The 24,084-nt window shown below is 74.3% G+C and carries 17 protein-coding genes; 13 read left to right on the top strand and 4 right to left on the bottom strand.

Annotation, left to right across the window (positions count from 1 at the left end; all coding sequences use genetic code 11):
* The first annotated feature begins 57 nt into the window (after positions 1–57).
* Entirely contained in the window at positions 58–1,515 is a 1,458-nt protein-coding gene (locus ACTVAJ_RS04705; RefSeq protein WP_470386799.1) for an FAD-dependent oxidoreductase, read from the top strand.
* Positions 1,516–1,607: 92 nt separating this feature from the next.
* Here ACTVAJ_RS04705 and ACTVAJ_RS04710 read toward each other — a convergent pair whose 3' ends face one another.
* Positions 1,608–2,162, bottom strand: a complete 555-nt coding sequence (locus tag ACTVAJ_RS04710; protein ID WP_470386800.1) for a DinB family protein — start codon at positions 2,160–2,162, stop codon at positions 1,608–1,610.
* Positions 2,159–3,133: a LysR family transcriptional regulator gene (locus ACTVAJ_RS04715; RefSeq protein WP_470386801.1), complete on the bottom strand. Its 975-nt coding sequence runs from the start codon at positions 3,131–3,133 to the stop codon at positions 2,159–2,161. Before ACTVAJ_RS04715 ends, ACTVAJ_RS04710 begins: the two co-directional genes overlap by 4 nt.
* A gap of 142 nt (positions 3,134–3,275) precedes the next feature.
* Between ACTVAJ_RS04715 and ACTVAJ_RS04720 the strand changes: the two genes are divergently transcribed.
* Positions 3,276–4,517 carry an MFS transporter gene (locus ACTVAJ_RS04720; RefSeq protein ID WP_470386802.1) on the top strand — a complete coding sequence of 414 codons (1,242 nt, stop codon included), beginning with the start codon at positions 3,276–3,278 and terminating at the stop codon, positions 4,515–4,517.
* Positions 4,518–4,582: 65 nt separating this feature from the next.
* On the opposite strand, the gene ACTVAJ_RS04725 is transcribed toward ACTVAJ_RS04720, so the two are convergent.
* Positions 4,583–5,071 (bottom strand): anthrone oxygenase family protein, encoded by a 489-nt coding sequence (locus ACTVAJ_RS04725; RefSeq protein WP_470386803.1) that lies wholly within the window; start codon positions 5,069–5,071, stop codon positions 4,583–4,585.
* A 190-nt stretch (positions 5,072–5,261) separates the two neighbouring features.
* Between ACTVAJ_RS04725 and ACTVAJ_RS04730 the strand changes: the two genes are divergently transcribed.
* On the top strand, positions 5,262–8,135 hold the full coding sequence (locus ACTVAJ_RS04730) for a helix-turn-helix transcriptional regulator (protein ID WP_470386804.1): 2,874 nt from the start codon (positions 5,262–5,264) through the stop codon (positions 8,133–8,135).
* A gap of 128 nt (positions 8,136–8,263) precedes the next feature.
* Positions 8,264–10,030, top strand: coding sequence for a S8 family serine peptidase (locus tag ACTVAJ_RS04735; protein WP_470386805.1), 1,767 nt, complete (start codon positions 8,264–8,266; stop codon positions 10,028–10,030).
* A 613-nt stretch (positions 10,031–10,643) separates the two neighbouring features.
* On the opposite strand, the gene ACTVAJ_RS04740 is transcribed toward ACTVAJ_RS04735, so the two are convergent.
* On the bottom strand, positions 10,644–11,762 hold the full coding sequence (locus ACTVAJ_RS04740) for a hypothetical protein (protein WP_470386806.1): 1,119 nt from the start codon (positions 11,760–11,762) through the stop codon (positions 10,644–10,646).
* A 244-nt stretch (positions 11,763–12,006) separates the two neighbouring features.
* On the opposite strand from ACTVAJ_RS04740, the gene nirB reads away from it, so the two are divergent.
* From nirB to ACTVAJ_RS04785, 9 genes are all read left to right on the top strand, one after another.
* Complete coding sequence (gene nirB, locus ACTVAJ_RS04745) at positions 12,007–14,514, top strand: nitrite reductase large subunit NirB (RefSeq protein WP_470386807.1); 2,508 nt, start codon at positions 12,007–12,009, stop codon at positions 14,512–14,514.
* Positions 14,511–14,876 carry a nitrite reductase small subunit NirD gene (nirD, locus tag ACTVAJ_RS04750; protein WP_470386808.1) on the top strand — a complete coding sequence of 122 codons (366 nt, stop codon included), beginning with the start codon at positions 14,511–14,513 and terminating at the stop codon, positions 14,874–14,876. Before nirB ends, nirD begins: the two co-directional genes overlap by 4 nt.
* A 5-nt stretch (positions 14,877–14,881) precedes the next feature.
* The gene (locus tag ACTVAJ_RS04755; protein WP_470386962.1) at positions 14,882–16,057 is read left to right on the top strand and encodes a uroporphyrinogen-III synthase; all 1,176 of its coding nucleotides are present in this window, start codon (positions 14,882–14,884) and stop codon (positions 16,055–16,057) included.
* Positions 16,054–16,746, top strand: coding sequence for a sirohydrochlorin chelatase (locus tag ACTVAJ_RS04760; protein ID WP_470386809.1), 693 nt, complete (start codon positions 16,054–16,056; stop codon positions 16,744–16,746). Before ACTVAJ_RS04755 ends, ACTVAJ_RS04760 begins: the two co-directional genes overlap by 4 nt.
* Before the next feature lie 266 nt (positions 16,747–17,012).
* Positions 17,013–18,167 carry a dual specificity protein phosphatase family protein gene (locus ACTVAJ_RS04765; RefSeq protein WP_470386810.1) on the top strand — a complete coding sequence of 385 codons (1,155 nt, stop codon included), beginning with the start codon at positions 17,013–17,015 and terminating at the stop codon, positions 18,165–18,167.
* 354 nt (positions 18,168–18,521) lie between these two features.
* Positions 18,522–19,232, top strand: coding sequence for a septal ring lytic transglycosylase RlpA family protein (locus ACTVAJ_RS04770; protein WP_470386811.1), 711 nt, complete (start codon positions 18,522–18,524; stop codon positions 19,230–19,232).
* Between the two features lie 148 nt (positions 19,233–19,380).
* Entirely contained in the window at positions 19,381–22,962 is a 3,582-nt protein-coding gene (locus ACTVAJ_RS04775) for a TM0106 family RecB-like putative nuclease (RefSeq protein ID WP_470386812.1), read from the top strand.
* 166 nt (positions 22,963–23,128) lie between these two features.
* The gene (locus ACTVAJ_RS04780) at positions 23,129–23,452 is read left to right on the top strand and encodes a hypothetical protein (protein WP_470386813.1); all 324 of its coding nucleotides are present in this window, start codon (positions 23,129–23,131) and stop codon (positions 23,450–23,452) included.
* A gap of 141 nt (positions 23,453–23,593) precedes the next feature.
* Positions 23,594–24,082 (top strand): hypothetical protein, encoded by a 489-nt coding sequence (locus ACTVAJ_RS04785; protein ID WP_470386814.1) that lies wholly within the window; start codon positions 23,594–23,596, stop codon positions 24,080–24,082.
* Positions 24,083–24,084 lie beyond the last annotated feature (2 nt).

The following is a 24,084-nucleotide window of genomic DNA, read 5'->3' on the forward strand; positions in this document are numbered from 1 at the left end:
CCCGCCCACCCCGGCCGACGCCGCCCGGGAACCCACACCACCACCAGGAGGCCGCAGATGAGCACCACGCAGGGACCGCCCCCGCGTCAGATCGTGGTCGTCGGCAACGGGATGGTCGGCGCCCGCTTCGCCGAGGAGGTCGCCCGCCTGGATCCCGAGGGAGAACGCGTCCACGTCACCGTGGTCGGTGAGGAGGACCAGGCCGCCTACAACCGCGTCCTGCTCTCCGGCGTGGTCGCGGGCTCCTACACCCCCGACCAGATCCGCCTGCCCGTCCCCGACACCCCGGGCGTCACCGTCCGCACCGGGGTGGCCGCCACCGCCCTGGACACCGAGCGCCGCCGCCTCACCCTGGACGACGGCACCCACCTGTCCTACGACGAACTCGTCCTGGCCACCGGCGCCCGCGCCGCCTTCCCGCCCATCACCGGCGTGGCCGCCCCCGACGGCCGCCCGGGGGAGGGGGTCACCGCCCTGCGCGACCTGGCCGACTGCCGACGCGTGCTGTCCCTGGCCCGCCCCGGCGCGCCCGTGGTCGTCCTGGGCGGCGGCGTGCTGGGCCTGGAGGCCGCCCGCGGACTGGTCGGACGCGGCATGCGCGTGTCGGTCGTGGAGTCCTCGCCCTGGATCATGCGCCGCCAGATCGACAAGCCCGCCGCCCGCATCCTCGCCGACCAGTACGCCGCCCTCGGCGTCACCGTGCACTCCTGGCGGGTCGCCTCCCGCTGGGTGCCCGGCACCGGCCTGGAACTGGACGACGGCCGCGTCCTGCCCGGCGACGCCCTGGTGGTCACCGCCGGGGTGCGCGGCAACACCGAACTGGCCAAGGACGCCGGGATCGAGGTCGAACACGGCGTCCTGGTCGACGACACCCTGACCACCTCCGACGCGCGCGTGCACGCCATCGGCGACTGCGCCCAGCACCCCCGCGGCGGCGCCGGGCTGGTCCAACCCGGGTGGGAGCAGGCCTCCGTCCTCGCCAGGCGGCTCACCGGTGCCGCACCGCACGCCGCCTACACCGGCTCCAGCCCGCTGACCCGGCTCAAGGCCGAGGGCATCGAACTGACCGCGTTCGGCCGCGTCCACGACGACGAGGACACCGAGGGACTGGAGACGGTGACCGTCAGCGACCCGCACGGGGGCCGCTACGCCAAGCTCGTGGTCAGCGACGAGCGCGTGGTCGGCGCCGTCCTGCTGGGCTTCCCCGAGGCCGCCGCCACCCTGTCCCAGCTCTTCGACAGCGGCGCCCCCGTACCCGCCGACCGGCTCGCCCTGGTCCAGGGGCTGCCCACGGCCGCCCCCGAAGCCGGGTCCGACACCGGCCAGCAGACGCTGGTGTGCCGGTGCAACGCCGTCACGCGCGAGACCATCGAACAGGCGTGGCTGGACGGGGCCCGCACCCGCGAGGCCATCGCCGACACCACCCGCGCCACCACCGGGTGCGGCGGGTGTGTGCGCGACGTCAACGCCCTGCTGTCCGGGCTCGCCGGCACCGACGCCGCCGGCGTGGGCTGACCCCGGTGCGGGCGCCCGCCGCGAGGCCATGGCGGCGGGCGCACACGGCCGGGCCCCCAGGCGCGGGCGCGCGGTCCGGGTCCGCGCGCCCGCTACTGGCCGAGTCGGCCGTCGATGCGCTCACGCAGCAGGTCGGCGTGACCGTTGTGGCGCGCGTACTCCTCCACCATGTGCACCAGCACCTCACGCAGCGACATGGTTCCGTGCCGGTCGATCTCGAAGGTCTGGCCCAGTGACGCCGTGCGGGCCACGAAGCCGTCGGTGAAGGCCACCTCCTCGCGCCAGAGCCGCCAGGCCTGCTCGACCACCTCCGGTTCGGCGACCGCCCCGTCGAACTCGGCGTCGGGGTCCCCGGGGGTGCAGAACAGCATCGGCACGTCCAGTCCCGACAGCCGCCGCCGGAACCAGGTCCGCTCCACCTCCGCCATGTGACGCACCAGCCCCAGCAGCGACATCGTCGAGGGTTCCACCGCCCTGCGCGCCAGTTGCCCGGCGTCCAACCCCTCGCACTTGATCTCCAACGTCAGCCGTTGGTCGCGAAGGAACCCCATCAGGGTGGCGCGTTCGTCGCCCAACCGCGGCCCGTCCACACGGGGGTCGTCCCGGGGGTCCAGGAACATGTCCGCACGCTTGTTCAGTCCACTCATGGCCGCGATTGTCGCCCATCCGGCCCCGCCGTGGACAGAGCCCCGCGCGCCCAGGACGGCGTCCACGTCCCGGCGGCGCCCGGCGAGGGGCGCGCGGACCCGAGGTGGTCGCGCAACGCGACCAGGTCGGGGTGCGGGTTGTCGAGGCGCCAGAGCAGGCAGTGCGGGTACACGGGTGTGGGGTCGCGCAGGTCCACCCGGCGCAGCCCCGCGTCGGCGGGCCAGACCAGACGCGTGCGCCCACCCACCAGGGTCGCCAGCGACGGGGAATCGGCGACCATGTCCAGGAGCGGCTCGGTGCCGAAGTCGGGCCCCGTCACCTCGATGGTGAGGCCGAACGCGGCCGCGAGGGCGTCGTAGTAGGCGGCCCACTCGGTTCCCGACACCAGGCCCGGCATCCAGAGCCGGTGTCCGGCGAGCTGGACGGGGGTGACCGACCGGGCGCGGGCGAACACGTGGCCGGGTCCGGCCAGGAGTTGGAGGGGCTCGTCCAGCACACGCGCCGACACGACCCCCTCGGGCAGCCGCGCGTGGGACGGGGGCAGCGCGCGGAAGGAGGCGTCGACCGTTCCGGAGCGGACGGCGGCCACGGCCGCGTCGGCGTCGAAGAGCGTCACGACGTCGAGTTCGACGCTCTCGTGGGCGCGGTGGAAGTCGCGCAGCAGGTCGGCCGGGGCCAGGCGGCGACCGATCACGTCCAGGCGCAGCGGGCGGTGACCGGGCCGCACCGACGCCAGGGCCCGCTCCTGGGCCCGCAGCAGCGCGCGGGCGTGCGGCAGGAACGCCTGCCCGTCGATGGTGAGGTCGGCGCCGCGCCCGTCCCTGGTGAACAGCCGCACCCCCAGGGTCCTCTCCAGGGCGGACACGCGCTTGGAGACGGCCTGCTGGGTGACCGCCAGGTCGGCGGCGGCCGCCTGGAACTGCCCGGTGTCGGCGACGGTGACGAAGGTGCGTACGGAGTCGAGGTTCACACCATCATCCTAGGAACACAACTCCGGGTTGTACCGGAGAGCACCGTTCGTTGTTTGCCAGCCGTTTCACCGACCCTCTTGGATGGTCGTCGACAACCACACGTTGTCCACCATCGGTCGAGCCGTACGGGAGGCACCGGGTATGCGGACCAGACTGGGCGGGCCGTTCGGATGGCTGTGGGCGGCCCACGCGATGAGCGCGTCCGGCACCTGGCTCGCGTTCGGCGCCTTCCCGCTCATCGCGATCCTCGTACTGGACGCCGGTCCGACCCGCGTGTCGCTGCTGGCGGCGGCGGGGCTGACGGTGGGCGCGCTGGCGGCCGTTCCGCTCGGCCCGTGGGTGGAGGTCCACCGCAAACGTCCGGTGCTGGTCGCGGCGGACCTGGCCCGGTTCGGAGCGCTGGCCAGCGTCCCGGTCGCCTTCTGGCTCGGCTGGCTGAGCTACCTCCACCTGGTGGCCGTGTCCGTCGTGGTCGCCGCCGCCGACATCACCTTCCGGGCGGCCGGGGGAGCGTACCTGAAGGCCCTCGTACGCCCGGAGCACCTGCTGACGGCCAACAGCCGGTTGGAGTCGACCACCTGGGCCGCCACCGTCGTCGGCCCACCGCTGGGCGGGGTCGCGGTCGGGTTGTTCGGCCCGGTGCTGACCGTGGCGGCCGACGCGGTCAGCCACCTGCTCTCGGCGCTGGGGATCGGAGCGGTCAGGGCCGCCGAGGAGACGCCCGCCCGCCACCGTTACCCCGCGCGGCCGGGCTGGCGCGAGGTGTCCGAGGGGTGGCGGTACCTGCTGACCCACCCGGGGCTGCGCCCCCTGTTCCTGCACACGATCCTGGTCAACGCGCTGATCATGGCGACGTCACCGCTGCTGGCCGTGCTCATGCTCGACCACCTGGCCTTCGCGCCCTGGCAGTACGGTCTGGCCTTCGCGCTGCCCTGCGTCGGCGCACTGGTCGGCGCGCGGCTGGCACCCCCGCTCGTCGCGCGGTTCGGTCAGCGCGCGGTACTGCTCACCTCCGGGACACTGCGGGTGTGCTGGCCGGTGGCCCTGGCCCTCACCCCGTCCGGCACGGGCGGACTCGTGTTCGTCATCGCCGTCCAGTGCGCCCTGATGACGTGCACGGGCGTGTTCAACCCCGTCTACGCCACCCACCGGCTCGAACAGATCCCCGCCGACCGGCTCACCCGCACCCTGACCGCGTGGTCGGTGTCGGGCAAGGCCACCGTCGCCGCCCTGACCTGCCTGTGGGGCCTGCTGGCCTCGGTCACGAGCCTGCGCGCGGCCGTCGCGATCGCCGGGCTGGCCCTCCTTGCGGCCCCGCTACCGCTCCTGCGGTCCGCCCGCGCGCGGCAGGACGAGACGCCCGCACCCCACACACCGCGTTGACCCGGACCGGTGCCCCTGACCGGCCCGGCCGCCGCGCCGGACGTCCGGCACTCCACCGCCGCGGGCTACCCCACCGCCAGGGCCACAGCCGCGCACACCAGCGCCACCGCCGACAGCCAGCTGCGCACGTGGTTCCACCGCACCCAGCCCGCCTCGAACGCGGCCCGCACCGCCGCCGGGTCGGCGATGTCCGCGGCCGGACCCGCCTCCTCCAGCGCGTCGTTCCTGGGGATGTTGGCCGTGAACGTCACCGCCAGGACCGCCGCCAGCGACGCCGCCGCGACCGCGCCCCACCCGGCCGCCGCCCACGCCCCGGCCACGGCGTACAGCACCGCCGTCGCCAGCGCCCCCACCGGGGCACCCATGAAGACCAGGGCGAACAACGGATTGAGGATGGCGACGTTGACGCCCTGCATGGTCTCGACCATCGACCGGTCACCCGCACGCCGCAACCCCGGCATCACCGCCACCGAGAACGCGAGGAACAGCCCGGCGAACAGTCCGGTCAACACCACCGACAACACCGACACGACCACGATCACCGTCTGCACCACGCCCCGCCCTCCCGCCGCACGCCCGCGTTCCGCGCGCAGACTATCCACCCGCACCCCGGACCACCACCCCCAGCCCAGGTGGGCACCCCCGCACAGGTTGGCAGACTGTCCACTTCCACCGCCCAGCGCACCGGATCCGTATGACACCACCCCCTTTTCCTCGGCGGCATGTCGCTATACCGTTCGGTAGGTGTGCTCCCCCCCGCTCGTCGGACGCGCCCGGGAACGACGGCAGTTGCGCACCGCGGCAGACCCCGGACACCTCGTCCTCGTGGCCGGGTCCGCCGGTTCGGGAAAGACCCGACTGGTCCAGGAACTCCACGAGGCCACGGACACGACGGTCCTGACCGGCCACTGCCCGCCCCGGGCCGAACCGTTCCCCCTCGCCCCCGTCATCGAAGCCCTGCGCGACGCCCCCATCCCCGACGGCCTCAGCCCGTTGTGCGGCGCCCTGCACGCCCTCATGCCCGAGCACGGCGACCGCCTGCCCGACCCCCTACCGCCCGCGGCCAGCCCCGCCGACGACCAACACCGCGCCTACCGCGCCTTCACCGAACTCCTCGGCGCCCTGGGACCGGCCGTCCTGGTGGTGGAGGACGTGCAGTGGATCGACCAGACCACCCGCGACCTCCTGCACTACCTCACCCCCCGACTGCCCCCCACCCTCTCCCTCGTCCTGACCTACCGGCCCGAGGAACTGCCCCGGTCCTTCCCCGTGGCCGCCCTGGCCGCGCTCGCCCCGGCCACCACCGCCCACGACGAACTCACCCTCGACCCGCTCACCCCCGAGGACCTGCGCACCCTCGCCCGCGAACTCGCCACCCCCACCCCCCTCACCCCCCAGGACGCCCACCGCCTGCACGCCTGGACCGGTGGCCAACCCCTGGCCGCCGTCGAAACCCTGCGCCACCTGGCCACCCTCACCCCCACCGAACCCGCCGTCCCCACCCGGCCCCCCGTCCCCGCTGCCCTGCGCGACTGGTGGATCCACCGCCTGCGCGCCCTGGACCGCGACACCCGCCGACTCCTGCGCGCCGCCGCCGTCCTGGACACCCCCTCCAGTGAGACCCGTCTGGCCCACGTGGCCGGCCTGCCCCCGCACCGCGCCGAGAAGGCCCTGGCCCGTGCCTGCCGCCGCGGCCTGCTGCACACCACCGACCCGGCGACCCTGACCATCGCCACCCCGCTCCTGCGCCAGGTCTGCTACACCGCGCTGCCCCGCGACAAGCGCCGCCGCCTGCACCGCGCCGCCCTCGACGCACTGACCCAGGCCCCCGACCCCGACCACGCCCGGCTGGCCCACCACGCCCGCGAGGCCGGGCTCCTGGACGCCTGGACCAACCACGCCGAACACGCCGCCGACCTCGCCCTGGCCCAGGGGGAGGACACCACCGCCGTCACCCTGCTGCGCGACGCCCTGACCCGCCGCAGCCTGCCCCCGCGCCGCCGCTGCGAACTCACCCTCAAACTCGGCCGCGCCGCCCTGACCGGCATCAGCGCCGAACACACCATCGCCCTGCTGCGCGACGCGCTCACCACCCCCGGCCTCAGCACCGCCGAACGCGGCGAACTCCGGATGGAACTGGGGCTGCTCCTGCTCAACCAGGCAGCCCGGGGCCGCACCGCCCGCGGTGAACTCGTGCGCGCCACCGCCGAACTGTCCACCCGCCCCGACCTGGCCGCCCGCGCCATGTGCGCGCTCGCCGTACCCCGCGACACCTCCGACTCGGTCGACACCCACCGCCGGTGGATGGAACAGGCCGTGGCCGCCGCCGACCGCAGCCACGACCCCGCCGTCAACCAGATCGTCGCGGTCAACCACGCCACCCTCCTGGCCCAGATCGGCGACCCCGGCGCCTGGAAGATCACCCTGCCCGACCCCGGTTCCGCCCACACCCACCCCACCCCGGACACCCTGGCGCGCCGCCGCGAGTTCGCCCGCGGCTCCCTCAACCTCGCCGACGCCGCCGTCATGCTCGGCCGCTACGACCGCGCCGACCACCACCTGGACGACGCCACCAGCTGGTCGGTGGCCGCCGACGCCCCCTACGTGCACGAGAGCGCCCACACCCTGCGCCTGCTGCTGGACTGGGTGCGCGGCCACTGGTCCGGCCTGGCCGAGGAGACCGAACGCAACCTGCGTTCCCCGCGCCTGGCCCACCTGCACTCGGTCACCGCCGAACTGACCGTCATCCGTGCGGGACTGGCCCTGGCCCAGGGCGACCCCGCCACCGCCCAGACCCACCTGGCCCGCGTCCAACCCGACCCCGAGGACACCGCGCGCCCCGTTCCCGACTACACCGTGCCCGTGCGCGCCCTGGCCGCCGGCCTCCTGGCCCGCCTGGCCACCGCCCAGGGCGACCACGCCGCCGCCTGGGAGCACGTCGACGGCCTGGTCTCCCTGGTGGCCAGCAAGGGCATCTGGGTGTGGGCCGCCGAACTGGTCCCCGGCATGGAGGCGCTGCTGGTCACCGGCCGCTCCGCCGTCGCCCGCGACCTGTGCACCCGCTTCCGCGCCGGACTGCACGGCACCCACGCCCCCGCGGCCCAGGCCGCCCTGACCCGGTTCGAGGGCGCCATCGCCCACCACCGCGGCCACCACGACCGGGCCCTGCGCCTGCACGGCGAGGCCGAGCGCGCCTACCGGGCCATGGAGCGGCCCTACGACGCCGCCCAGGCCCGCGAGGCCGCCGCGCACGCCCACCTGTCCCGGGCCGACCACCAGGACGACACCTCCCCGGGAGTGACCGGCCTGCGCTCGGCCCTGGACGAGTACACCGAACTGGGGGCGGCCTGGGACGCCGCACGGGTACGCCGCGCGCTGCGCGCCCAGGGGGTGGTCGCCGCCCCCGGCACCGGACGCGGGCGCAGGGACCAGCGGCTGTCACCGCGCGAGAGCGAGATCGCGACACTGGCCGCCCAGGGGCGCACCAACCGGGAGATCGCCTCGCTGCTGCACCTGTCACCGCGCACGGTGGAGACCCATGTGGCCAACGCGCTGGCCAAACTCGGTCTGCGCTCGCGGCGCGACCTGGCCGACCCCCCATCACCCACCCCTACGTAGTCCCGCCCGACACACAGAACTACGTAGCAACTACGTATTGTTCGACCACGCCGAGCCACACACCATGACACATGGGTGGCCACCCGACCCACGCATCCCTGCATCCCTCCACCGAAGGGTTCCCCCACATGCGCAAGATCGGTGCCGTGGTAGCGGCCGCCGTGATGCTGCCGCTCCTGGCGGCGTCACCGGCCGCAGCCGACCCCGAGACCCCCGCGTTCCTGGATCTGTCCGATCCCACCGAACGCACCTACATCGTCGTCCTGGACGACAGCGCCAACCCGGAGGAGGTCGCCGACCGCAACGGCGACCACCCCCAGGGCGTCTACGAGCACGCCCTGACCGGGTACGCCGCCGAGATGACCGCGGCCGACGCCGCCGACCTGCTCGAGGACCCCGACGTCGCCTACGTCCAGGAGGACCAGGTCGTCGAGGCCTTCGAGCAGGAGACCCCCACCGGCATCTCCCGCACCTTCGCCCCCGACAACCCCAACCTGGACATCAACGGGCAGCCCGACTACGTCCCCGACGTGGCCGTCGCCGTCCTGGACACCGGTGTCGACGGGTCCCACCCCGACCTCAACGTCGTCAACTCCGTGGACTGCACCAGCGGCTCCTGCCAGTCCAACACCGCCAGTGACGGCAACGGCCACGGCACGCACGTCGCCGGCAGCATCGCCGCCATCGACAACAACCAGGGCGTCGTCGGCATGGCCCCCGGCGCCGACATCTGGAACGTCCAGGTCCTGAGCTCGGGCGGCAGCGGCACCCTGGCCGGTATCGCGGCGGGCGTGGACTACGTCACCGCCAACGCCGACCAGGTCGCCGTGGCCAACATGAGCCTGGGCTGCAACGGTTGTACCGACCAGGCCCTGAGCCAGGCCATCACCAACGCCGTCGACGCGGGTGTGGCCTGGGCCGTGGCCGCGGGCAACGACGGGGTCGACGGTGCGAACTTCTTCCCCGCCAACCACCCCGACGTGCTCACCGTCTCCTCCATGGCCGACTCCGACGGCCAGCCCGGAGGCAACGGCGGCACCCTGAGCTGCCGCGGCGACTCCGACGACACCCTGTCGACCTTCTCCAACTACGGTGACGTGATCGACATCGCCGCGCCCGGCTCCTGCATCACCTCCACCTGGCCCGGCGGCGGCTACAACACCATCAGCGGCACCTCCATGGCCTCCCCGCACGCCGCGGGCGGCCTGGCCCTGCTGGCCACCGGATCGGCCAAGCCCACCGACCGCGCCGGCGTCATGGCCCTGTACCAGACGCTGACCGGCGCCGGTAACTACGACTGGAACGACACCTCCGGCGACGGCGTCCAGGAGCCGCTGCTGGACGTGGGCGACCCCGCCGTCTTCCCCGGTGACGGCAGCACCACCCCGCCCGACGGCCCCGTGGCCGACATCTCCCAGTCCTGCGACGACGCCACCCTGACCTGCTCCTTCGACGGGTCCGGGTCCGCCGGGCAGATCACCGACTACGCGTGGGACTTCGGCGACGGCGCCACCGACACCGGCGCCACCGCCTCCCACACCTACGCCAGCGAGGGCACCTACACCGTCACGCTGACCGTCACCGACGACGCCGGGGCCACCAACTCCGACACCGTCGAGGTCACGGTGGGCGCCCCCGACCACACCGCTCCGACCGCCGACTTCACCGGGTCCTGCTACACCTGGTGGTACTACTGCAGCCTGGACGGCTCCGGCTCCGCCGCCGGTGACGCCCCGATCGTCTCCTACAGCTGGGACTTCGGCGACGGCACCACCGGTACCGGCGAGACCACCTGGCACTTCTACGACGGCCCGGGCACCTACACCATCACCCTGACCGTCACCGACGACACCGGTGCCACCGGCTCGATCACCAAGACGGTCACCCTGTCCTGATCCCCACCCCCCACAGGCGGACCCTTCCCCACGGCGGGGGAGGGTCCGCCGCCTGTTGCGCCCCCGCGTGAACCCCACCGACCACGGCCCCACCCGCGCCCGCGTGGACGAGTTCACCCCCGCCCCCGAACCCACCGCCGAGGCCGCCCGCTTCGCCCGCACCCCGCGCGCCGACACCGGCCCCCGGGCCGGGCAGACCAGCATCGTCGGCCACACCGACGGCCGCGGGTCGGACGCCTACAACCAGCACCTGTCCCGGGAACGCGCCGAGGCCGCGCGCCCTGCTGCGGGAGGAACTCGGCGCGGAGTTCACCCTCACCGCCCAGGGGCGCGGCAGCGCCGACCCGCTGGCCCCCGAGGGCGGGCCCGACGACGAGCAGGCCCGCGCGCGCAACCGGCGCGTGGAGTTCACCATCCGCATCCGCACCGTCCCCGGACGTCACCGAGACGCCCTTGCACGCCGACGCGTTCGGCGAGGTCGACATGCCCCTCCGCTGACACGCCCGGGCCCCGGCCCCGAGGGGAGCCGGGGCCGCCTCCCGGGCCTGGGACACCATCCCGCCGCCGCGGCCGCCCCGGAGCCCGACCAGCCCAACCCCGACCGCGCCCGGGGTCAGGTCCGCACCGGTTCGGCCTCCGGCAGACCCCGACCGCACCCACCGCACCCGGCGCGCCGCCGCACCGCGTAGGCCGCCGTGGCCACCCCCAGCGCCGCACCCCACGCACCCATCAACGTGAACACCACCGCGTGCACCGGCTCGGTGATGGGTGTGGCCCCCTCGGCCACGGTCCCCAACTGCACCAGGGTGCTGCGCCCCATCGCCACCAGGGCCACCGTCACCAGGCTCGCGGGCACCACCGCCAACGCCACCGGAACCCGCCGCCCGGCCAACCCCGCCATCCACCACGGGAACCGCACACCCCACCGCTGCACCAGGCCCAGCATGAGCACCGCGCCGACCGCCCCGGCCGAACCCAGCGACAGACCCACGACCATGATGGAGGGGTCCGAGAGCAACCGCCCGGTGTCCTGTTCACTGAAGTCCAGGGCCACACCGAACAGCCACAGGAACCGCAGCGCCGGGTAGAGCAGCGCCAGAACCACGCCCACCGCCACGGACCACCGGCCCACCCGCAGCGCCCGCGCCCGCAGGTCGCGCTCCGCCCGCGGACTCCAGTGCCCGTCGCGCCCGCAACGCTGGCACGCCCCGTGCACCACCCTGCGGTGGGTGAGCCCCGCCCACCCCCACAGGACCACGCCAAGAGCGCAGAACAGCAACGTCAACTGCACGGGCTCCAGGGTCGCGGACACGTAGGTCCAGGGCAGCCCGGGCACGAACCACCCCGCCACCGGCACGATCATCGTGTACCCCATCCAGGCCAGCAGCGACCCGTCGACGAACACCAGCAGGACCCCGACCGCCATCAGCCAGGCGCCCGCCCCGGCGACCCGCCCACCCGCACCGCCACGGCGCAGCAACAGCACCGAGCACACCAGCCCGACCAGCCCGCACCCGACCATCGCCGCCGAGGCCACCCCCAGGCCCCGACCCGAGAACAGCGACCCGAACCCCCCTTCCGCGGGCACCCCCCGGGGCAGCACACCCGACCACCACCCCATCCCCAGGGCGACGGCCACCGCCGACCAGGCCAACACCGCCCAGGGCGCCACCGGCGCACGCACCCCCTCTCCGGAGGGCGGGACGGAACGCGCGGTCGGGGGAGTGGCCATGGCCCTGCTCCTTCACGAGGGGAACGGTGCTTCGACACCCCCACCCTCGCGACCGGCACCCCCCGCAGCCTCCCCGCCAGGGGTGAACCGCCTCCCTCCCACGGGGGAGCACCCCGATCACGCATTTCTCACCTGCGATGACAGCACATCGAAACATCGCCGTCACAACCACCTGACCGCAGGGAAACACCCCCCGGGTTGCCTGAAACACCACCGCCCCGCAGCCAGGAGGAGCCGAACACCCATGGAAGAACTCGTCGTCATCGGCAACGGCATGGTCGGCCACAGACTCATCGAGGCCCTGCGCGACCGCGACACCGCCCGCCACTGGCACACCACCGTCGTGGGAGAGGAACCCCGCACCGCCTACGACCGCGTCGCCCTCTCCTCCTACTTCGACGGCGCCACCGCCGCGGACCTGTCCCTGGGCGACCCCGCCGGCCCGGCCACCGACATCCACGTCAGCGAACGCGCCACCGGCATCGACCGCGCCGCCCGCACCGTCACCACCTCCTCGGGCCGCACCCTGCCCTACGACCGCCTCGTGCTGGCCACCGGATCCACCCCCTTCGTGCCCCCCATCCCCGGCCACGACCTGCCCGGCTGCCACGTCTACCGCACCATCGAGGACCTGGACGCCATCACCGCCTCCGCCGAGAACGCCCGTACCGGCGTCGTCATCGGCGGCGGACTCCTCGGCCTGGAGGCGGCCAACGCCCTGCGCCTGCTCGGCCTGAAGGCGCACGTGGTCGAACTCGCCCCGCACCTGATGCCCGCCCAGATCGACGAGGGCGCCGGCGCCCTGCTCAAGAACCTGGTCACCGACCTGGGCGTGACCGTGCACACCGGCACCGCCACCACCGGCATCGAACCCGGAGACGACGGCCGCGCCGCCCGCCTGACCCTGTCCGAGGGCGGCCACCTGGACACCGACCTGGTCGTCTTCTCCGTCGGTATCCGGCCCCGCGACGACCTGGCCCGCGCCAGCGGCCTGGACCTGGGCGAACGCGGCGGCATCGCCATCGACGACACCTGCACCACCAGCGACGCCCACATCATGGCCATCGGCGAGGCCGCCAACCACCGCGGCACCGTCTACGGACTCATCGCCCCCGGCAACGCCATGGCCGAGGTCGTGGCCGACCGGCTCGTGGGCGGCGACGCCACCTTCACCGGTGCCGACACCTCCACCAAGCTCAAGCTCATGGGCGTGGACGTGGCCAGCTTCGGCGACGCCCACGGCCGCGCCGACGGCGCCCTGGACGTCGTCGTCAACGACGCCGCCAGCGGCCGCTACGCCAAGCTCGTGGTCTCCGACGACGCCACCACCCTGCTCGGCGGCGTCCTGGTCGGCGACGCCTCCGCCTACGCCACCCTGCGCCCCCTGGTCGGCTCCCCCCTGCCCGGCGACCCCCTGGCCCTGATCACCCCCGACGGCGGCGCGTCCGTGGGCGCCGACGCCCTGCCCGACGACGCCCAGATCTGCTCCTGCAACGCCGTCACCAAGGGCACCATCGGCGACGCCATCGGCTCCGGCTCCACCGACGTGCCCGCCCTGAAGGCCTGCACCCGCGCCGGAACCAGCTGCGGCTCGTGCGTGCCCATGCTCAAGCAGCTCCTGGACCAGGCCGGCATCGAACAGTCCAACGCCCTGTGCGAACACTTCGCCCAGTCGCGCGCCGCACTGGTCGAGATCGTGCGCGCCACCGGCACCACCACGTTCTCCGCCCTCATCGAACGGCACGGAACCGGACGCGGCTGCGACATCTGCAAGCCCGCCGTCGCCTCCATCCTCGCCTCCCTGGGCAACGGCCACATCCTCCACGGAGAACAGGCCACCCTCCAGGACACCAACGACCGGTACCTGGCCAACATGCAGCGCAACGGCACCTACTCGGTCGTCCCGCGCATCCCCGGCGGCGAGATCACCCCCGACAAGCTCATCGTCATCGGCGAGGTCGCCCGCGACTTCAACCTCTACACCAAGATCACCGGCGGCCAGCGCATCGACCTGTTCGGCGCCCGCCTCGAACAGCTGCCCGCCATCTGGTCCCGCCTGGTCCAGGCCGGATTCGAGTCCGGGCACGCCTACGGCAAGGCCCTGCGCACCGTCAAGTCCTGCGTGGGCACCACCTGGTGCCGCTACGGCGTCCAGGACTCGGTCGGCCTGGCCATCCGCCTGGAGGAGCGCTACCGGGGCCTGCGCTCACCCCACAAGCTCAAGTCCGCCGTCTCCGGATGCGCCCGCGAGTGCGCCGAGGCCCGCGGCAAGGACTTCGGCGTCATCGCCACCGAGAACGGCTGGAACCTGTACGTGGGCGGCAACGGCGGCTTCACCCCCCGCCACGCCGAACTGCTCGCCGCCGACCTGGACGAGGACACCCTCATCCGCTACATCGACCGGTTCCTGATGTTCTACATCCGCACCGCCGACCGCCTCCAGCGCACCGCCCCCTGGATCGAGGCCATGGACGGCGGACTGGACCACCTGCGCGACGTCGTCGTCCACGACTCCCTGGGCATCGCCACCGAACTGGAGGAGGCCATGCAACGCCACGTGGCCACCTACTCCGACGAGTGGGCCGACGTCCTGGCCGACCCCGACAAGCTCGCCCGGTTCGTGTCCTTCACCAACGCCCCCGACACCCCCGACCCGACCATCAACTTCACCACCACCCGCGAACAACCCGTCCCCGGCACGCCCCTCAACCTCGGCATGCCCACCCCCCGCCCGCAGGAGGCCACCAGATGAGCACCGCCACCCACACCGGCACCTGGATCAACGCCTGCCCCACCCACCGCCTGCACCCCGAGGACGGCGTCGCCGTCCTGCTGCCCGACGGCCGCCAGGCCGCCCTGTTCCGCACCCACGACGGCCACCTGTACGCCGTGGACAACATCGACCCCTACACCCGGGCCGCCGTCATCTCCCGCGGCATCGTCGGCGACCGCGACGGCCGCCCCACCGTCGCCTCACCCATGCTCAAGCACGTCTTCTCCCTGAGCACCGGACACAGCCTGGACGACCCCGACATCCGCCTGACCACCTGGCCCGTCCGCATCGACGGCGACACCGTCCAGATCAACACCAGCGCGACCGAGGGAACACCGTGACCACCCTGAACCGGGAACAGACGGCCCCGCCGCCGTCCGAACACGCACCGCCCACCCACGCCACCACCGCGCCCCTGGCAGGGTTCACCGTGGCCGTCACCGCCGCCCGCCGCGCCGACGAACTCTCCGCCATGCTGCGCCGCAAGGGCGCCGAGGTCCTGGCCGCCCCCGCCCTGCGCATCGTCCCCCTCAGCGACGACCAACGCCTGGCCGCCGTCTCCGCCGAACTCACCCGCCACCCCGCCGACGTCGTCGTGGCCACCACCGGCATCGGCTTCCGCGGCTGGGTCGAGGCCTGCGAGACCTGGGGCACCGCCGAACCCCTCCTGGCCTCCATGCGCGCCTCACGCCTGCTCGCCCGCGGCCCCAAGGCCAAGGGCGCCATCCGCGCCGCGGGCCTCAACGAGGAGTGGTCACCCCCCTCCGAGTCCTCCGCCGAGGTCCTGGACTACCTGCTCTCCACCGGCGTCCAGGGACTGCGCGTGGCCATCCAACTGCACGGCGAACCCCTGCCCGACTTCACCGCCGCCCTGCGCCTGGCCGGAGCCGACGTCGTCGAGGTCCCCGTCTACCGCTGGACCCAACCCGAGGACACCGCCCCCCTGGACCGCCTCATCGAGACCGTCACCGCCGGGGGAGTGGACGCCGTCACCTTCACCAGCGCCCCCGCCGCCGCCGGCCTCCTGGCCCGCGCCCGCGCCAACGGCCGCGCCGACGCCCTCGTCTCGGCCCTGCGCGGCGACGTCCTGGCCATGTGCGTGGGCCCCGTCACCGCCCGCCCCCTCATGGCCCAGGACATCCCCACCGTGTGGCCCGGGCGCGCCCGCATCGGCGCCCAGGTCCGCAAACTCACCGAGGAACTGCCCAACCGGTTCCCCACCCTGGACGTGGCCGGACACCGGCTGCGCCTGCGCGGCCACGCCGTCCTGGTCGACGGCACCGTCCACACCCTCTCACCCACCCTCATGCGGCTCATGCGCGAACTCGCCCGCCGCCCCGGCCAGGTCCGCGACCGCGCCCACCTGCTCACCTGCCTGGGCGAGGACGCCGACGCCCACGCCGTGGAGACCGCCGTGGCCCGCCTGCGCACCGGCCTGGGCGACCCGCGCATCATCCAGACGGTCGTCAAACGCGGCTACCGCCTGGCCCTGGACACCCCCGACTGCACCACCGCGCCATGAACCGACAGCCCGCCCTCATCCTCGCCGTCCACGGCACCCGCGACCCGCACGGCACCGCCGTGGCCCACTCCCTGGCCCTGCGCGTGGAGGAGATCACCCGCCAACCCACCCACCTGGCCTTCGCCGACGTGCTCACCCCCACCGTCGGCGACGTGGCCGCCCGCGTCCCCGGCCCGATCGTGGTCGTGCCCGCCTTCCTGGCCAGCGGCTACCACGTGCGCACCGACATCCCGCACCAGCTCGCCGCGGCGGGCCGCGCCGACGCCGTACTCACCCCCGCCCTGGGCGCCCACCCCGCCGTGGTCGACACCGCCCACCGGCGCCTGCGCACCGCCGGCCACCAACCCGGCGACGCCGTCGTCCTGGCCTGCGCCGGGACCTCCGACGAACGCGCCCGCGCCGAACTGGGCGAGAGCGCCCGGGCCCTGGCCCGACGCCTGGACACCCCCGTGTCCCTGGGCTACATCGCCACCGGCCGACCCACCGTCGCCGAACAGGTCGCCCGCCTGCGCGCCCAGGGCCACGCACGGGTCTGCGCGGCCGCCTGGCTGCTGGCCCCGGGCCTGTTCCACGACCGCCTCGCGAACAGCGGTGCCGACGTGGTCGCCGCGCCGCTGTGCCCGGACCGGGCCATCGCCCACGCCGTCGCCGAACGCTACCGCCGGGCCGCCATCCCGCAGCCGGTCTGAGACCCCCGCCGGCCCCGACCGGCCGAGCCCGGCCGACCCACCGGTGCGGGCCGCTTCCGCGACCCCCGGCGCCCTCCTCAGCACAGCACGGGCGGCCCCTCCACCGGACTCGGCGCGAAGAACCCGCCCCGGACACCCCCCGCGGCGGCGGGACCCGCCCCCGTCCCGTACACACAACTGGCCGCAACCGGCAAACCGTGCACGCCCCACGCGCGGGAGGGGAACACCAGTGGTGACGTCCCCACCCCCACCCGTGAGGCAGGACCATGACCGCCACCACACCCCTGGACATCCACGACCCCCTCTGCGACAGGGCCGTGGGCGCCCTCCTGGGCGCCGCCACCGCCGCCGCGCTGGTGGGAGCACCACCCGCCCTGAGCGACTTCGGCACGACCCCCGCCACCACCCACCTGGCCCACCTGGTACGCACCGCCCTGACCGACCTGGCCGCCTCCGACCGGCTCCCCGACCCGCCACCCGACCCCACCGACCGCGCCTGGGCCCACACCCTGCGCACCACCGCGCGCACCGGCACCACCCCCGCCCACGCCCCCGACCTGGAACACACCCCCGCCGACAACCCCCCGGGCACCTCGTGGCGCGCCCTGACCCGCACCCCCCACCCCCACCACGCCCCCGCCGCGGGCACCTTCGCCTGCACCCACCTGGTCGACGCCGTCTGGTCCGCCCACACCGCCCGCGGCGACCTGGCCGCCATGTACACCGGAGCCCTGGCCGGAGCGCTCTGGGGCGCCTCCGCCGTCCCCCTCCACGCCTGGCGCCGCCTGGCCGACACCCTGGACCCGCACACCCTGGTCGTCGACGCCCTGCGCACCGCCCGCGGCACCCACCCCCACCTGTGGCCCGAGACCGCGGTACGCACACGGCCCCACCAGCGCCTGCGCCCCTTCGCCGCAGCCCACCCCCTCGACCCCGGCGTGATCCTGGCCAACCTCGACCACCTGCGCGACCATCCCCACAGCACCGACGCCGTGGTCTCCCTGTGCGCCACCCACCCCGACGACGCGCCCCACCTGCCCTCCCACGACTGGGTCCGGGTCTGGCTGCACGACCGGCCCGGCGCCAACGCGAACCTGCACCACACGCTGGACGAGGCGGCCGCGGCCGTGGCCGCCCTGCGCTCCGAGGGCAAACGCGTCCTGCTGCACTGCTGGGCCGGAGCCTCACGCACCCCCGCCGTGGCCGCCCGCTACGCCGTCACCGCCCTGGGCGCCCCCACCCTGCCCACCCTGGCCCACATGATCCGCGTCGTGGGCGGCCACCTGGACAATCCCACCCTGGCCCGCGCCGTCGCCGAACTCGACGGCCAGGACCTGCCCCACCCGGCCACCGCGCTCTTCCCCGACGGGATCCCCCCGCGCCGCCCCGACCTACCCCAACCCTCGCGCGGACCCCGCTGACCCCCCGCGCCCGGCGCCCGTGCCCCGGGCGTGCGCGCGGCCGGGTTCCGCGCGCACGCCCACCCGGAGGGGCCGGTGTTCACCGACCGATCACAGAACACCAAAACCCCAGGTCAACGGGTGATAAGTTCCACAAACCACCACTTTCCGGTACCGTGACCCCCGCGTTACCCCTAGGCTCAGCGCCCAGACCCCGTGCGATGCCATCCGCCGGCGGTCACGGCTCCGCCCGTGCGCGCCCCACCCCCCGCACCGGGGCGCCACACATCCGACGCACCCTCGCCCGACGGGGCCCGCAACACGCGCCTGGAGGCGGCCGCCACTTCCCACCCGCGACGTTCAAAGGACAGCACCGTGGGCCAAAACCAGCCCCAGAACACTCCCGCAGCACCCCAGGACACCCCCACCACCGTGGGCCCCCGGGTCGCCGCAGCGCGCAGCCGCAAAAGACGCACCCTGATCATCGGGGCCTCCTGCGTCCTGGCGGTGGCCGTGGCGGGCACCGCCACCGCCGCGGTCGTGGTCACCGGCGGCGATGACACCACCGTGGCCACCAACGCCGCCGGGATCCCCAACGCCGACCCCGACCCGCTCGTGGCCGACGACTCCACCCCCCCAGCCGACCCCTCGGCCGCCGACCGCGCCGCACAGGCCGCCTCCGGGGCACGGCAGTCCGCCACCGCCACCGGCTCCGACATCGTCGAGGAGCCCGAGGAGACCACCGAACCCGAGGAGGACTCCTCCGACGGCTCCGGCGACGCCCAGCCCACCGGCGAGGGCGGCAGCTGCCAGGCCTCCTTCTACGGCGTCGAACTCGCCGGAAGCGGCACCGCCAACGGGGAGACCTTCGACCCCAGCGCCATGACCGCCGCGCACAAGTCCCTGCCCTTCAACACCATGGTCCGGGTCACCAACACCGCCAACGGCTCCTCGGTCACCGTGCGCATCAACGACCGCGGCCCCTACATCGACGGGCGCTGCCTGGACCTGTCCACCGCGGCCTTCGAGCAGATCTCCAGCACCAGCGCCGGCGTGGCCAACGTCAGCTGGGAGGTCGTGGCCTGACCACCCCTCCCGACCCTGCCCGAGCGCCCCTCCCCACCCGGGGGAGGGGCGCTCGCGCACGTGCACCCCGAGATCCCCGTGCACACGTCACCACCGCGTGGCACAATCCCACCCAACGACACGACCACCACCCTCAGGGAGCACCGCGTTGTTCCGCACCACCACCGGCTGGGTCGTCTCACCCACCGACCTCGTCGACACCCTGGAGTGCGACCACCGCAGCGCCCTGAAGACCGCCCTGGCCGCACGCCTGCCCGGCGCACCCGCCCCCCAGGACGTCGACCCCCTCGTCGCCCGCCACGGCCACGACCACGAACAGGCCGAACTCGACCGCCTCACCGCCCTGTTCGGCCACGTCACCCACATCCAGGCCCCCGAACCCGACGACGCCTCCCTGGCCCGCGCCGCCCACGACACCCACCAGGCCATGGCCGAGGGCGTCCCCGTCATCTACCAGGCCTGCTTCCACCACACCCTCACCACCACCCCCCATCCGGTCGCCTTCCACGGCCGCGCCGACTTCCTCATCCGCTCCGACCTGGACCCCACCACCGGCGGGCCCCGCACCCCCGCCCCCACCACCCCCGCCTACGAACCCTGGGACACCAAACTCGCCCGCCGCCCCGGCCCCGGCGCCGTCCTCCAGCTCGCCGCCTACGCCCACGCCGTCGCCACCGCCACCGGGACCGCCCCCCAACACATGCACCTGCTCACCGGCGACGGCACCACCCACACCCTGGCCACCGCCGACTTCACCCCCATCCTGGCCACCACCACCGCCCGCCTCCTGGACCGCCTCACCACAACCCCCGCCCTGCCCACCCCCACCTGGGGCGAACCCCGCCCCGGCTGCGACGGGTGCGGCTACCAGACCTGGTGCTCCGCCGGCCGCACCGCCGCCCGCCACCTCACCCTCGTCGCCGGAATGCGCACCGACCAGGCCACCAAGCTCACCGACGCCGGCATCACCACCATCGACGCCCTGGCCGGCGCCGACGACGACCAACGCCCCCAGACCCTGCCCCGCCGCACCTTCGACCACCTGCGCGCCCAGGCCGCCCTGCAGGTCACCCAGGACACCACCCGCACCCGCCACAACCCCCAGGGCACCGTCACCGCCGAGGTCTTCGCCCCCGACGGCCTGGCCAGCCTGCCCGCCCCCAGCCCCGGCGACGTCTTCTTCGACATGGAGGGCTACCCCTACCACTCCAGCGACGACGGCCGCGGCCTGGAATACCTCTTCGGCGCCACGACCGAGGACGGGGGCACCGAGACCTTCCACGCCTTCTGGGCCCACGACCGCGCCCAGGAGAAGAAGGCCCTGGAGGACTTCGTCGACTTCGCCACCGCCCGCGTCGACGCCGACGACGCAGCGCACGTCTACCACTACGCCTCCTACGAGGTCGACCGGCTCAAACACCTGTCCAGCGAGTACGCCACCCGCGAGGAGGAGGTCAACCGCCTGCTGCGCGAGGGCCGCCTGGTCGACCTGTACACCGTGGTCCGCAAGAGCCTGCGCGTGTCCCAGCGCTCCTACTCCATCAAGTACCTCGAACCCCTCTACCTGCCCGCCGCACGCACCGGCGGCGTCACCACCGCCACCTCCAGCATCGACGCCTACGCCGCCCACCTGGCCGCCCGCGAGGCCGGACGCACCGACCAGGCCGACCGGATCCTGGCTTCCATCGCCGCCTACAACCGCGACGACTGCCACTCCACCGCCCGCCTACGCGACTGGCTCGAAGAGCACCGCGCCGCCCACGGCATCACCGACCGCCCCCTGGTCCAGACCGAACTGTCCGACACCGACGCCGAACGCGCCCGCAAACGCGCCGAGAAGCAGGCCCGCCAGGCCGCGCTGACCGCACCCCTGCTCGACGAGGTCCCCGCCGCCCCCCACGACCGCGACGACCACCACCACGCCCGCGCCACCCTGGCCGCCCTGGTCGGCTACTACCAGCGCGAGGCCCTCCCGCCCTGGCGCGAGCACTACCGCCGCACCAACGCACCCCTGACCGACCTGGAGACCGACACCGACTGCGTCGTGCCCTGGCGCGTACGGGCAGGGGAGTGGGCCGAACCCACCGGCCGCCAGCGCAAGTCCCGCCGCGAACTCACCCTGCGGCTGGACACCGCCCACCCCCACCCCTTCACCACCGGACAGGACGCCCACCTGCTCTATCCGGGCGCCCCCGGTCAGGCCGCGACCACCACCACGGCCACCGTCACCCACGCCGAACCCGACCGTCTCACCCTCACCGAGACCTGCGACCCCGACGCCACCTACGCGCGGCCGCCCGTGGCCGTCCTGCCCGGCGCCCCCGTCAACCCCCAACCCAAGGACGGCGCCCTCGAACTCATCGCCCGCACCGCCGTGGAGGACCTGCCCGACTGGCCCCGCCACCCCGGCCTGGACGTCCTGCGCCGCCGCCCGCCCCGCCTCACCCACGGCGGCCCCCTGCCCGACCCCGCCGCCACCGGCGGTGACACGATCGCCGCCACGATCGCCGCCGCCGACACCCTCGACCACTCCTACCTGGCCGTCCAGGGCCCGCCCGGTGCCGGGAAGACCTACCTGGCCGCCCAACTCATCACCCACCTGGCCCGCCAGGGCCGCACCATCGGCGTGTGCTCCACCAGCCACAAGGCCGTCGAGAACGTCATGAGCGCGGCCCTGGCCGCCGCCGGTGAGGCCGGGGTCGACCTGCCCGCCGCCAAACGCGCCAAGGGCCGCGGCAAGGACACCGCCGAGACCGACCTGCCCTGGGAACAGCCCACCAGCCCCCAGGCCCTGGCCCGCTGGCGCACCCAGCGCACCGGCGAGGGCCGCCCCGTCCTCATCGGCGGCACCGCCTGGGCCATGACCAACGCCGCCATGGTCGCCGACCCCCTGGACGTCCTCATCATCGACGAGGCCGGACAGTTCGCCCTGGCCGACACCCTGGCCGTCTCCGCCGCCGCCCACAACCTCGTCCTGCTCGGCGACCCCCAGCAACTGCCCCAGGTCGTCCAGGGCACCCACGGCGAGGGCGCCGACGCCTCCGCCCTGCAACACCTCATGGGAACCGACCCCATCATCGACCCCAAACGCGGCTACTTCCTCGACCAGACCCGCCGCATGCACCCCGCCGTGTGCCGGACCGTCTCCGAGCTGTCCTACCAGGGCCGCCTGCACGCCCACCCCGCCACCACCCACCGCGCCCTCACCGGCCCCGAACCCGGTGTGTACACCCACCCGGTCACCCACACCGGCCGCACCACCCACAGCCCGGAGGAGGTCGAGGCCGTGGTCGCCATCGCCACCACCCTGGTCGGCCACCGCCTCACCCCCGGGCCGGGCCGGGACCCCCGCCCCCTGACCGGCGCCGACATCCTCGTCGTGGCCCCCTACAACCTCCAGGTGCGCGCCCTGCGCCGCGCCCTGGCCGACGCCGCCCGCACCACCCCCGCCCTGGACGGCATCCGCGTGGGCACCGTCGACCGGTTCCAGGGCCAGGAGGCCGCCGCCGTCATCTGCTCCATGACCACCTCCAACGCCGCCGACACCACCCGCGGCCCCGCCTTCGTCCTGGACCGCAACCGCCTCAACGTGGCCCTGTCCCGCGCCCAGCTGCTGGCCGCCGTGGTCCACTCACCCGACCTGCTCACCACCACACCGCGCACCATCGACGAACTGCGCCTGCTGGCCGGGTTCACCCGCCTGACCGAGGGCTCGCGCACCTGGCCCTGACCCTCCCCGCGACCCCCCCTGCACGGTTCCGGACACCCCGTACGTGGAGTACGTTTTACACAGCACACCGGTCCCCGGCACCGCACACCCGGGTGTCCGTCGACCCGGTATGCCCCTCATCATCGCCCTGGCCCGCCACACGCTTTCGAAAGGCACCACGGCCCCCGTGTCTGACCGACCTTCCGCTCCCACCGGTGGCCGCAACACCCGCCACCCCACCGGCATCCGCGTCGTCCTGGCCGTCCTGGCCCTGGCCGCCCTGGCACTCGGCCCCGCCGGATACCTCATGGGTGTGCGCGCCTCCGCCCACGACGGCTCGGCCGCCGAATGGTTCACCCTCGCCTTCGGCGCCGCCGTGGGCCTGCCCTTCCTCGCCGCCGCCGTGGCCACCGTCGCCGGCGACCGCCGCGCCGCCCTGTGGTCACTGGCCCTGCTCGCCTGGCCGATCGTGTTCGTCGCCGTCATCCACCTGTCCGGGTGGGGCGGGTAGACCGCGGTGACTGTGGTCCTGCGCTCCGGACCGTGTTCGGGTGCCCCGCCGCGCTCCGAGGTGACCACCGCGCCCGACAGGACCTAGACTTCCCCGACCGCCCCCCAGGGACGACGAGCACCACCGGCCGAGGACCCACCCGTGTCACCCAAGAAGCGCAAACGCCGCAAACCCCACCGCACCGCACCGGAAACCACCACCGGCCAGGACGCCACCCCGACCAAACGCACCGTCAGCCGCACCCCGGTGACCATCGACGACCCACCCGACCGCCGCATCACCGCGCTGTGGGTCGCGCTGACCCTGGTCTGGCTCCTGGGCACCCCGCTGGCGCTGCTCAACCTCGTCCTGGTCGTCATGGACGCCCAGGAGGCCGCCCTGCTCGCCCCCGACCCGACCACCGGCCAAGCACCCGCCGACCTGGTCACCGACGTCGGCAACGGCCTGGTGTGGGTCCTGGTCACGGCACTGGCCGTACCCGCCGCCTCCGCCGTCACCGCGCTGATCCTGCGCCGCAGGATCGCCGCGATCGGCTTCACCACCGCCCTGGTCGTCTCCGCCGTCCCCCTCCTGACCATCATGCCCCCCGCCGACCTGTGGCAGGCCCTGGCCACCCACCTCGGCGGCTGAGC

This window comes from Nocardiopsis sp. KDC1DS13DA1, from assembly GCF_055632325.1.